This window comes from Micromonospora sp. NPDC005197 (assembly GCF_040608295.1).
Lineage (GTDB): Bacteria > Actinomycetota > Actinomycetes > Mycobacteriales > Micromonosporaceae > Micromonospora.
This window is the reverse complement of record NZ_JBEXHY010000159.1, coordinates 1-10,789: the sequence shown is the minus strand read 5'-3', so window position 1 is coordinate 10,789 and position 10,789 is coordinate 1. Positions and strand designations below refer to the sequence as shown.

The window sequence follows — 10,789 nt, the reverse complement described above, 5'->3', positions numbered from 1 at the left end:
GGTCAGGCCGGCCGCCGCGAAGGCCGCGTCGATCGCCGCGGCCAGCTCGTCGGCGAGGGTGCCGACGTCGGGCAGGGTGGCGGCCACGGCGACCCGGCGGGCGGTGGTGTCGAAGCGGCGTACCGGGCCGAACGCCGGCTCGCCGGCCAGGACGCCGGCGAGCTGCGCGTCGGCGCCCCGACCGAGGGCGCTGACCGCGTGCACACCGGTGAGCTGGGCGACGGGTGGCTCAGCCATCTGCGGTAGCGGCCAGCGACGCCCGGAAGACCACCAGGGCGTCGTCGACGGTACGGATGCCGGCCAGGTCGTCGTCGGTGAGGTCGAGCCGACGCTCGTAGCGCTGCTCGATGAGGTGCACGAGCCAGGCGAGTTCCATCGAGCCGATCCGGTCGGGGACCTCGGCGGCGGGTTTCGCGGTGAGTTCGGCGAGCATGGTCAGCAGGTCAGCTCGCCCCAGGTCGGGCTGACCGGACATCAGGCGTTGTCGCTCGTCGCCTCGGCGACACGGTCGGCGACCATGGTGGTGAACTCGCCGACCGTCATGAGGGCCAGCTTCTCCGACTCGTCGTCGGCGAACGTCACGCCGTAGCGGTCCTCGACGCGGACGGACAGGTCGGCCAGGGCCAGCGACTCCAGGTCGACGCCGGACGGGCCGAGCGTGGTGTCGTCGTCGAGCCCCTCGACGTCGTAGTTCATGTCGGCGAGCTGCTCGACGACGAAGGCACGGACCTCGGCTCTCATGGATACCCTCTCTGCGTGGGCCAACTGACGGTGTCCGATCGGGACACCGCGTACCTGTGGGTCGGTCGGGACGCCGGCGGTCGGCCGGGTCCCGCCGTGCGGTTGCTGCGGCGGGCGGGCGCGGCGCTGCTCGGCCGCGCCGAGGCGGAGGTGGTGCTGGCACACGGCCCCGCCGGCAACCCGGTCGTACGGGTCGCCGCTCTGGCGGACCCGGGGCCCGTCGAGCTGCCGGTCAGCGTCAGCCGGGCCGGTCAGGTCGTGGTGGTCGCGGCCCGTGCGGCCGGCCCGGTCGGCGTGGACGTGGAGGAGATCCGTCCGCTGCCCGCGCTCGCGCTGGCCCGCCGCTGGTTCTCGCCGGACGAGCTGGCCTGGCTGGCCACTCGACCCGAGGCCGGCCGGGCGGCGGAGTTCCTGCGGCTGTGGACCGCCAAGGAGGCGGTCGGCAAGGCGCTCGGCCTGGGGCTGCGCGCCGGCGGACTGCTCCGGGAGATGCCCCCACCGGTCGGGCCCGGGCTGCCGCTGCGACCGGTGCCCGGCGGCGAACCCCTGCGGGTCGGTCATCCGGAGCTGGGTGGCGGTCTCGTCCTGGCCGTCGCGGTACGCGCCGAGGCGGGCGTCGACGTCGACGTCGAGGTGGTGCAGCGGGCCGGTCACGACGTCGCCGCCGACCGCAGCGCGCCGGTCGAGCGGACCAGCTTGCCGGTGGTGGTGCGGGGCAACGCGTCGAGCAGACGCAGCACCCGGGGCCGCTTGTAGCCGGCCAACCGCTCGGCGAGGAGCTTGTCCAGCATCTCCTCCGACAGCGGGCCGTCCGGCTGGACGTACGCGGTGATGCCGTCGTCCCACACCACCACGGCGGCGGCCACGCCGGGCAGCTCGGTGACGGTGGCCTCAACCTCGGTGAGGTCGACCTTCATTCCGCCCACCGAGACCTGCGAGTCGAGCCGGCCGCGCACGGTGACCAGGCCGGATTCGGCGTCGACGATGCCGGCGTCGCGGGTGTGCAGCCAACCGTCGGCCCAGCGGGTCGGGTCGCTCAGCCCGACGTACGGCGACGCCGGGCAGGACACCCACAACTCGCCGTCGGTCTCGCGGACCTCGATGCCGGGCGCCGGGGCGATCGACGGCCGGTGCGCTCCGTGCAGGTCGGTGCCGATCACCCCGACCTCGGTCATCCCGTACATGTTGCCCAGCGGCACCCCGTACCGGTCGGTGAACGCCTGGGCCACGGCGGCCGGCACGAGTTCGCCGCCGGTGGTCATCCGCCGCAACTGCGGCAGGGGCCCGGACGGCCGCGTGGAGGCGAGTAGACCGATGTGGAACGGCACACCCAGCACGGTGGCCGGTGTCGGGTCGGCGGCGATCGCGGCCAGCACGGCGTCACCGCTGAGCCGCTGTGGCGGCACCAGCTCGACCCCGGCGTGCAGGCCGTAGAGCAGGCCGCCGACGAGCCCGAGCACGTGCACCATGGAGGGCAGCAGGATGATGCGCTCGCCGGGCAGCGGTACGCCGTCGATGCGGGTGTAGCGACCCACCTCGGCGACCAGGTCGGTGGCCGTACGGCCGATCACCTTGGACGGTCCGGTGGAACCGGAGCTGAGCTGGATCACGGCGTGGCCGCTGACCGCCGGCCGGTCGGCGTAGCGGGTGATGCTCTCGGTGACGTCGACGAAGACCTTCAGCGCGCCGCCGGAGGTCCGCAGCGGCGCGATCACCACCTGCGGGGTGAGCCGGGCCAGGGCCCGATCCACCTCGTGGTCGGTCAGCCGGTGGTCGAGCAGGATTGCCTGTGCGCCAGTGCGCCAGGTGGCCAGCAGGTTCACCACGTACGCCAGCGACGGCGGCAGTCGTAGCGCGGCGGCGCCACCGGGGCGCAGGCCGGCAGCGATGAGCCGGTCCTGCGCAGCGGTCACCAGCCGGTGCAGGGTGACCCGGTCGATCGATTCCGGCAGGCGGAGACAAACATCGGTCGGATGGCCGGAGAACAGGATGTCGTCCACCCATCCGGGGTCTTCAGCCGTAAGGTTTCCTGTCGATTGATCCATCGCCCTCGCCGTTCAACCCGCAGCACAAATTAGGGCATAGCTACCGTTTGTGAACAACTTTCGGGGTGCTGACGGAACCCTACGACAGCCGCGCGGAGCATCGCTAGATGCAAATGGCTAGATCAAACAGAGCGCCCGGACCGATTGCCACATACCGGTGCCCACCGTCACTCGGACCACCATCACGGCCCACCGCCCATGATCGACTCGGGTTCCGTGAAGCCGGGGCGTCCGGGTGAGTGGGATACCGCGGCCTCCGGGAACCCGAGTCGATGTGGACCGCCGCGCGGCAGTAGACATGAGTGCCGCGTTGCAGGCCGGCGTGAATCGGCAGCCGGTGGGTGTGGGCGAGTTCGGTCAGTCGACGGTGTCGGGTGCGGTCGACGTGTCCGCCGGCGCAGGTAGCAGTTGGCCGATGAGGATTTCCGTCAGCCATTGTTCGTACCGCTGCGGAGACCAGCCTCGGTCGCTGACGAGCAGGCGGTAGACCTCCGGGGACGTGAGCGCGTTGATGATGTCGTCGGCGTCGCGTTCGCGCAGTGTCGGCTGTAGGGCGCCGGTGCGCGCGAGGGACCGCGCGAACTGCGCGTGGCCGTGTTGCCTCTGCCGCGTCAGCTCGGCGAGCAGTGCGGCGGCATCGGGATCGGTGCCCGCCGCACTGACAAGAATCCGGTGAACAGGCTCGGCCCTGGACATGATGCCGCGGACGAGGCCGGCCAAACCTGACAGCTGTTTCCTGGGGTCGCGGTCGGCGAGAAGCGCACGGACCATGGGCCGGTCGGGCAACGCTACGGCCTGGTCGTCACCGGCTATCGAGAGGTCGAGCAGCGCCTTGAGGATCCCGAGCTTGGAAGAGAACAGCCGGTACACCGTCGCGGGCGGGACGTCCGACACCTTGCTGATCGTCTCAATCGTCGTTGCGGCGTAGCCGCGCTCAAGGAACAGGGCCCGCGCGGCCGCAACGACCGCGGCGCGAGCCAGGCGGGTCCGCGCCTGCCCGTCGCGGGACCCTTGTCCGCTGACCCTGGTCGCCACATGATCGAGACTACCACTCTCATTTCAAGAGTTGTACTCTTGAAATGAGAGTTCTACTCCATTGGAGACACACATGGCGAGGTACCTGCCCCCGATCGACAAGCCGCGGGGCCTGATCATGAAGATGGTGTATGTCGTCAGCCGCCGCCAGTTCGGCAAGGTGATGACCCCGGTCAAGGTGCTGCCCCCTCGCATGCCCCTCGCGTTCGGGTCCTTCTACGGCAAGCTACCGAGACTGGACCGGAAACTCCGGCTTGCGTCGCAGACCGCGCTGCTCATCCGCGAGCAGGTGGCGAGTACCAACATGTGCATGTTCTGCATGGACGCGGCCAGGTGGTACGTCATGACCAAGACGCCCGACGACCTGGCGCGGCTGGACGCGCTGCCGGAGTACCAGACCAGCCCGCTGTTCACCGATGCCCAGCGCGCGGCCCTGGACTACGCAACCGAGCTCACCCGCGACAAGAAGGTCGAGCCCACCACGTTCGCCCGGCTCACCCGCCACTACACCGAGCGCGAGGTCTGCGACATCGTCTGGCTGGTGGCCAGCGAGCACCTGAACAACATGACCAACATCGGCCTGGGCATCGGATCAGACGGCTTCTGCGAGCTGGCCCAGCGGGCCGGGACGAAGGGCCGGGATTGCGCCCTGCCGGCCCCGCCGTCAGACGTGGCCCGCCACCGGACCGACGACGCTGCCGCCGGCACTGCCCGGGAGCAGCAGTCATGACCACGGCACCCACCACCGCCGCCCGAGGTCTTGGCCGGGCCAGTACCTACTGGGTCACCACCGCAGCCGTCGTCGCTGAATGCGCCATCGGCGGCACGATGGACCTGCTCCACATGCCGCCGTTCTACCCGGCGATGATCGACCTCGGGTATCCCAGCTACCTGGCCACCATCCTGGGAACCGCGAAGCTCATCGCCGGGGTGGTGGTGCTCGCGCCCCGCCTGCCACGGCTGAAGGAATGGGCCTACGCCGGCATCCTGATCAACATGATTGGTGCGGCCGCCTCAATCGTCGCCACGCGTCAATCGGCCACCAACCTCATCCCACCTGCCATGGTCGCCGGGCTGGCGCTGCTGTCCTGGACGCTGCGCCCACCAACCCGACGGCTCTAGTACGCATCCGTGCGCTCGGATACCCCCACAGCGCCGATCTGGAGTGGATCACCGCCGCTGGATGGGTCTACCGGACCCTGACCTCATCGCGGGCCCGTTCCGGGGTCTGGGCGTGGATCTGGAAGCGCAGCGAACGGGCGTCGGTGAAGCACTCCCGCATCGGGCGCACCAGGTCCCGGTGCTCTTCGGTGCGCTCCTAGTCTCGAAGTCGGCAAGGCTCGCCCACTCGCTGGTGATCAGCCACTTCTCCGGGTCGGTGGACGAGCGGCAGACCTAGTCGACCAGATGCCCCGGCGACCAGATGCCGCACCTCCTCGTACGCGGCAAGGAACTCCTCGGTGCGGGGCAGCGGCACCCGGACCAGGAAGACCACTCAGGCCCGCTGCTCGCTCATGGCGTCTCTCCCCTCGCCGGCGCGGCCCCCCGCAGGACCAGCGCGCTGTTGAACCCGTCGAAGCCCCGCGCGCAGACCAGCGCGAGCCGACTGCGCGGCCGGCGATGCTCGCGCAGGAAGTCCAGCTCGCACCCGTCGGCCACCTCGTCCGGGGCGGCGGACGCGGGCAGCGTGTCGTGCGCGAACGCGAGCAGCGCGGTGGCCACGTCCAGCGCCGAGCCGCCCTGGTGTGCCCGGCCGGTCAACGGCTTCTGGGTGGTGACCGGGGGCGGCCGATCGGCGAACACGGCGCGCAACGCCTCGGCCTCGCTGCGGTCGTAGCGGAGCACACCGAGAGCGTCCGGCAGCACCACGTCGATCCCGGCCGCCGCGACACCCGCCCGGTCCAGGGCCAGCCGCATCGCGCGGGCGTACTGGCCCGGATCGCCGGCGCTGTCGGCCGTGGTGTGCGCGGCGTCGTGGGTGGCGCCCCAGCCGCTCACCTCGCCGTAGATCCGGGCGCCCCGCGACAGGGCGTGCCCCAGCTCCTCCACCACGAACACCGCGCCGCCCTCGGCCGGCAGGTAGCCGCTGGCCGCCGCGTCGAACGGCCGGTACGCCCGCTCCGGGTCGGCGACGTCGCTGAGCAGCCCGGAGCGCAGCTGGCAGGCCAGCGCGTACGGACTCAGTGGACACTCGGTCGCCCCGGCGATCACCACGGGCGTGCCCCGGCGTACGGCGCGAGCGGCGTGCGCGAGGCTGTCCAGCCCGCCGGCCGTCTCCGCGACCAGCACCCCGCTCGGCCCCTTGAACTGGTGGTGGATGGAGAGCTGCCCGACGCTGGCCGCGTAGAACCAGGCGATCGACTGGTACGCGCCGACGGTGCGCGACGTCCCGCCCCACAACCGCTGCAGCTCCCGCTGGCCGAACAGGTTGCCCCCGGACGAACTGGCCAGGGCCACCGCGTAGCCGTACGGGTCGGGTGCCCGCTCGGGCAGGCCGGCGTCGGTAAGCGCCAGCCGGGCGGCGGCGAAGCCGAGGTGCGTCCACCGGTCGGTCTGCACCAGTTGCCGGCTGTCGGCGTAGGAGTCGGCAGTGAAGTCGGGGACCTCGCCGCCGAAGCGGGTCGGGTAGCCGGCCGGGTCGAACAGGGTGATCGGCCCGGTGCGCCGGGTGCCGGCCAGCACGGTGCGCCAGTGCGCGTCCACGCCGACGCCGCTCGGCGCGACCACCCCGATGCCGGTGACGACCGCCCGGCGGGCGCTCACGCCGGCACCGTCGGAGGCAGTCGACAGAACACCATCGCCGACTGAAAGCCGCCGAACCCGCTGCCCACCGACAGGGCCACGTTGACGGGCACCTCCCGCGCCTCGTTGGGTACGTAGTCCAGGTCGCACTCCGGGTCGCGGGTGCTCCAGTTGGCCGTCGGCGGCACGACGCCGAACTCGATCGCGAGGGCGCAGGCGGCCATCTCGATCGACCCGATCGCGCCGAGCGAGTGCCCCACCATCGACTTGATCGAGCTGATCGGCACCCGGTACGCGGCCTGGCCCAGCGCCCGCTTGAACGCGGCCGTCTCGTGCCGGTCGTTCTGCCGGGTCCCGGAGCCGTGGGCGCTGATGTAGGAGACCTGCTCGGGGATGATCCCGCCCTGCCGCAGCGCGTCGGTGACGGCGAGGCCCATCTCCAGCCCGTCCGGGCGCAGCCCGGTCATGTGGTAGCCGTTGCTGCGGCTGGCGTAGCCGGCGACCTCGCAGTAGATGTGGGCGCCCCGCCTGCGGGCGTGCCCCGCCTCCTCCAGCACCAGCACCGCCGCGCCCTCGGCCAGCACGAATCCGTGCCGGTCGGCGTCGAAGGGACGGGAGGCGTGCGCGGGGTCGTCGTTGTCGGGGCTGGTCGCCTTGATCGCGTCGAACGAGGCGACGGTCACCGGTGAGATCGGCGAGTCGGCCGCGCCGGCCAGCACGATGTCCGCCTCGCCGTCCACGATCAGCTGGTGGGCGTAGCCGATGGCGTCGATGCCCGACGTGCAGCCGGTGGAGACCACCTGCGCCGGGCCGTGCAGCCCGTGCCGGCAGGCCACGTCGGCGGCCAGGCTGCTGGGCACCAGCGCCTGGTAGAGGTACGGGCCGCCGAGCGCCGCGTCGACCAGCCAACGCCGGCCATGGTCGCTGACCCGCACGTACTCCTGTTCCAGGGCCATCGTGCCGCCCACGGCGGTGCCGAGCACCACCCCGGCGCGGTCCCGCTCGGCGTCGCTGAGCACCAGGCCGGCGTCGGCGATCGCCTCGGTGGAGCAGGCCAGCGCGAACTGCACGTACCGGTCGGCGCGGCTCCGTTCGGCGTCGGTGAGCCCCGCGGCGATCGGGTCGAAGTCGCACTCGGCGGCGATCTGGGAGCGGAACGGCGACGGGTCGAAGAAGCTGATCCGCCGGGTGGCCGTACGTCCCTCGGTGATGGTCTTCCAGAAGCGGTCCCGGCTGGCGCCGCCGGGAGCGACCACCCCGATGCCGGTCACCACCGTGCGACGCCCGCTCACGACCCGCCCCGTTGCTCGACCAGCTCCGTGTCGACGTGTCCCAGCTCCGGACGCGGGGCCAGCGGGCCCAGGTGGAAGACCACCTCGGCCGGCTCGGACCCGGTGTTGCGCAGCCGGTGCCGCACGTTGACCGGCACGAACAGCGCCTCCCCGGCCGCGACCTCGGTGGGCTGGTCGTCCAGGTCGACCGTGATCGCGCCACGCGCCACGTACAGGAACTCCTCGCTGTACGGGTGGTAGTGCTCGGCGATCCGCTCCCCCGGCGCGAGGGTGGCCACCCCGAGGAAGCCCGAGGTGCTGCCGACGGTGCGGGGCCCGAGCAGCACCCGCAGTTCGCCGCCGCGCCGCCGGTCGGCCGGTACGTCCGCCGCGCCGATCGGCCGGGTGCCCAGGTCACTCATCGCCGGCCCCCGTCGACTCGCCGGCGGCAACCGGGCTGTCCTGCGCGGCGCCGGCCGCCGGGCTGTTCTGCTCCTCGCGCTGCCGGGCGATCCGCTCCACCCGGTCCTTGATCACCGCGAGTTGGATGACGCTGTTGGTGTTGATCCGCTCGGTCATCCCGGCGTTGTCGACCGGCGCGGTGGGCTTCATGGCGAAGTCCTGCGTCCAGGTCATCCGGGTGCCGCCGGCCTCCTCGGTGTAGCGCCAGTGGATCCGCATGTACTCGAACGGCCCGGTCTCCACCCGGTGCGCCCGCACCTGTCGGCTGACCGGGTCGGCGGTGCGTTCGCTGACCCAGCTCCACGCCACCCCGGCCTCGTCGGGGTGCATGGTGAGCCGGAACCGCACGGTGTGCCCGTCGCGGTGCAGGATCTCCACCACGGCGTACTCGGTGAACAGCTCGGTCCAGTTCGCCACGTCGTTGGTGACGTCCCAGACCAGCGCGAGCGGCGCGTCGATGACCACCGAGTTCTCGGTGTGCCCGGGCGGGTCGGTGCGCCGGGCGACCAGGTCGGCCACCGCCGGGATGCTCAGCTGCCCGGCCTGCTCGGGGATGCTCACCTGCCACCGGTCGGCGACGACCGCGGAGAGTTCCAGCAGGGCGAGCGAGTCCATGCCCAGCTCTTCAAGTGACGCGGCGGGCGCCCGCGCGGCGGCGTCGGCGTCCAGTCCGCAGTGCGCCACCAGGATGTCGGTGATCTCGGCGGTCATCGGGCGACCATGGGTGACGGTCATCGGGTCCTCCGGTTGGATACGTCGGGCTCCGCGGCGGGCGCGGCGCGGGGTGTGGGGGTGGCCGTCGGCCGCTGCGCGGGCACCGGCGGCGAAGCAGCGAGCAGGCGGTCGACCAGGCCAGTGGTGTAGCGGCCCTTGCGGAACGCGGCGTCGTCGAGCACCCGCCGGACGAACCCGATGGTCGTGTGCATGCCCGGCCCGGCGATGTCGAACTCCTCCAGGGCACGCTCCAGCCGGTTGAGCGCCAGCTCCCGGTCGGGCGCCCAGACGATCACCTTGGCCAGCAGCGAGTCGTACCAGGGGCCGACCAGGTAGCCGGCGCTGGCGTGGGTGTCCACGCGGGTGAACGGGCCGCCGGGCGGGGTGAACCGCTCCAGGCGGCCGGGCGTGGGCGCGAAGCCCCGCTCCGGGTCCTCGGTGTTGACGCGGCACTCCACGGCGACGCCGTGCAGCTGGATCTCCTCCTGCCGCCACCGCAGCGGCACCCCGGCCGCGATGTGCAGCTGCTCGTGCACCAGGTCGATCCCGGTGACCATCTCGGTGACGGGATGTTCCACCTGGATCCGACAGTTGATCTCCAGGAAGTGGAAGCGTTCCTCGGCGTCCACCAGGAACTCCAGCGTGCCCGCGCCGACGAAGCCGACCTCCAGGGCACCCCGCAGCGCGGTCTCGGCGATGGCGTCGAGCGCCGCGGCGGACAGCGCCGGAGCAGGCGCCTCCTCGATGAGTTTCTGGTGCCGGCGCTGCACCGAGCAGTCCCGGGTGCCCAGGTGCACGCCGTTGCCGTGGGAGTCGCAGAGCACCTGCACCTCGACGTGCCGGGCCTCGGTGAGGTACCGCTCGACGTACACCCGGTCGTCGCCGAAGGCGGCCTGCGCGGCGGCCCGTGTCCGCGCGTACGCCCGGGCCAGCTCGGCCGGACGGCGCACCACGGTCATCCCCCGGCCCCCGCCCCCGGCGGCGGCCTTCACGATCACCGGGTAGCCGACGGCGTCGGCGACCTCGGCCGCCGCGGCGGCGGTCGCCACCGGCGCGACGCTGCCCGCCGGCAGCGGCAGCCCGGCCCGGCTCATGAGGGCCCGGGCCGAGGACTTGTCGGCCAGCGCCGCCATCACCGCCGGCGGCGGGCCGATGAACGTCAGGCCGTTGTCCGCGCAGATCTCGGCGAAGTCGGCGTCCTCGGAGAGGAAGCCGTACCCGGGATGCACGGCCTGCGCGCCCACCTGCCGGGCCGCCTCCACGATCGCGGCGGCGTTGAGGTAGCTGCGTCGGCTCGACGCCGGCCCGATGCGGACGGCCTGGTCGGCGAGGCGCACGGCCGCCGAGTCGGCGTCGGCGGCGGAGTAGACCACCGCCGTGCGCACACCCAGCTCCCGACACGCCCGCAGCACCCGCAGCGCGATCTCACCCCGGTTGGCGATCAGCACGGTCTCGAACATGGTTCACCCATCCCCACCGTCAGGCCGGATCCAGCTCGACCAGTGGCTGGTCGTACTCCACCGGCTGGCCGTCCTCGACGAGGATCGCGGCCACCCGCCCGGCCCGGTCGGCGGTCACCTCGTTCATCAGCTTCATCGCCTCGACGATCGCGACCGGCTGCCCGGGGCTGACCAGGTCGCCCACCGCGACGAACGGCCTCGCGCCGGGCTCCGGCGCGCGGTAGAACGTGCCGACGATCGGCGCCCGGACCGCCGCGCGCCCGGGGACCGGCGGCCGGATCAGCGCGCCCGGCGTTGCGCATCGCCCGGTCGATCGGTC

At 72.5% G+C, this 10,789-nt stretch carries 13 protein-coding genes and 2 pseudogenes; 3 read left to right on the top strand and 12 right to left on the bottom strand.

The genetic code is table 11. From position 1 onward, the window contains the following. The 3 genes and pseudogenes from ABZU46_RS28730 to ABZU46_RS28720 all read right to left on the bottom strand — a co-directional run. A pseudogene (locus ABZU46_RS28730) lies at nucleotides 1–237 on the bottom strand (beta-ketoacyl-[acyl-carrier-protein] synthase family protein); the annotation flags it as partial. Then, the gene (locus ABZU46_RS28725; RefSeq protein ID WP_354862636.1) at nucleotides 230–475 is read right to left on the bottom strand and encodes an acyl carrier protein; all 246 of its coding nucleotides are present in this window, start codon (nucleotides 473–475) and stop codon (nucleotides 230–232) included. The pseudogene ABZU46_RS28730 and the gene ABZU46_RS28725, both read right to left, overlap by 8 nt. Further along, on the bottom strand, nucleotides 475–741 hold the full coding sequence (locus ABZU46_RS28720; protein WP_354862635.1) for an acyl carrier protein: 267 nt from the start codon (nucleotides 739–741) through the stop codon (nucleotides 475–477). Before ABZU46_RS28720 ends, ABZU46_RS28725 begins: the two co-directional genes overlap by 1 nt. Nucleotides 742–771: 30 nt before the next feature. On the opposite strand from ABZU46_RS28720, the gene ABZU46_RS28715 reads away from it, so the two are divergent. Continuing rightward, nucleotides 772–1,497 carry a 4'-phosphopantetheinyl transferase superfamily protein gene (locus tag ABZU46_RS28715; RefSeq protein WP_354862637.1) on the top strand — a complete coding sequence of 242 codons (726 nt, stop codon included), beginning with the start codon at nucleotides 772–774 and terminating at the stop codon, nucleotides 1,495–1,497. On the opposite strand, the gene ABZU46_RS28710 is transcribed toward ABZU46_RS28715, so the two are convergent. Together ABZU46_RS28710 and ABZU46_RS28705 are read right to left on the bottom strand one after the other, a co-directional pair. After that, the gene (locus ABZU46_RS28710) at nucleotides 1,392–2,786 is read right to left on the bottom strand and encodes a class I adenylate-forming enzyme family protein (protein ID WP_354862633.1); all 1,395 of its coding nucleotides are present in this window, start codon (nucleotides 2,784–2,786) and stop codon (nucleotides 1,392–1,394) included. The genes ABZU46_RS28715 and ABZU46_RS28710 overlap by 106 nt on opposite strands. A gap of 357 nt (nucleotides 2,787–3,143) precedes the next feature. Next, the gene (locus tag ABZU46_RS28705) at nucleotides 3,144–3,821 is read right to left on the bottom strand and encodes a TetR/AcrR family transcriptional regulator (protein WP_354862631.1); all 678 of its coding nucleotides are present in this window, start codon (nucleotides 3,819–3,821) and stop codon (nucleotides 3,144–3,146) included. 73 nt (nucleotides 3,822–3,894) lie between these two features. Between ABZU46_RS28705 and ABZU46_RS28700 the strand changes: the two genes are divergently transcribed. Both ABZU46_RS28700 and ABZU46_RS28695 read left to right on the top strand, forming a co-directional pair. Beyond that, a complete protein-coding gene (locus tag ABZU46_RS28700) occupies nucleotides 3,895–4,551 on the top strand; it encodes a hypothetical protein (protein WP_354862629.1) in 657 nt (218 codons plus the stop codon). Continuing rightward, the gene (locus ABZU46_RS28695; RefSeq protein WP_354862628.1) at nucleotides 4,548–4,943 is read left to right on the top strand and encodes a DoxX family protein; all 396 of its coding nucleotides are present in this window, start codon (nucleotides 4,548–4,550) and stop codon (nucleotides 4,941–4,943) included. Before ABZU46_RS28700 ends, ABZU46_RS28695 begins: the two co-directional genes overlap by 4 nt. 67 nt (nucleotides 4,944–5,010) lie before the next feature. Here ABZU46_RS28695 and ABZU46_RS28690 read toward each other — a convergent pair. The 7 genes and pseudogenes from ABZU46_RS28690 to ABZU46_RS28660 all read right to left on the bottom strand — a co-directional run. Beyond that, nucleotides 5,011–5,316: pseudogene (locus ABZU46_RS28690) on the bottom strand (antibiotic biosynthesis monooxygenase family protein). Nucleotides 5,317–5,333: 17 nt separating this feature from the next. After that, on the bottom strand, nucleotides 5,334–6,584 hold the full coding sequence (locus tag ABZU46_RS28685; RefSeq protein ID WP_354862626.1) for a beta-ketoacyl synthase N-terminal-like domain-containing protein: 1,251 nt from the start codon (nucleotides 6,582–6,584) through the stop codon (nucleotides 5,334–5,336). After that, complete coding sequence (locus ABZU46_RS28680) at nucleotides 6,581–7,855, bottom strand: beta-ketoacyl-[acyl-carrier-protein] synthase family protein (protein WP_354862624.1); 1,275 nt, start codon at nucleotides 7,853–7,855, stop codon at nucleotides 6,581–6,583. Before ABZU46_RS28680 ends, ABZU46_RS28685 begins: the two co-directional genes overlap by 4 nt. Further along, nucleotides 7,852–8,256, bottom strand: coding sequence for a cupin domain-containing protein (locus ABZU46_RS28675; protein WP_354862623.1), 405 nt, complete (start codon nucleotides 8,254–8,256; stop codon nucleotides 7,852–7,854). The genes ABZU46_RS28680 and ABZU46_RS28675 overlap by 4 nt, the downstream gene beginning before the upstream one ends. Further along, nucleotides 8,249–9,031 (bottom strand): SRPBCC family protein, encoded by a 783-nt coding sequence (locus tag ABZU46_RS28670; RefSeq protein WP_354862621.1) that lies wholly within the window; start codon nucleotides 9,029–9,031, stop codon nucleotides 8,249–8,251. Before ABZU46_RS28670 ends, ABZU46_RS28675 begins: the two co-directional genes overlap by 8 nt. After that, nucleotides 9,028–10,470 carry an acetyl-CoA carboxylase biotin carboxylase subunit gene (locus tag ABZU46_RS28665; RefSeq protein ID WP_354862620.1) on the bottom strand — a complete coding sequence of 481 codons (1,443 nt, stop codon included), beginning with the start codon at nucleotides 10,468–10,470 and terminating at the stop codon, nucleotides 9,028–9,030. The genes ABZU46_RS28670 and ABZU46_RS28665 overlap by 4 nt, the downstream gene beginning before the upstream one ends. Before the next feature lie 19 nt (nucleotides 10,471–10,489). After that, the coding region (locus tag ABZU46_RS28660) for a biotin/lipoyl-containing protein (RefSeq protein WP_354862618.1) at nucleotides 10,490–10,789 on the bottom strand (300 nt) is incomplete at its 5' end.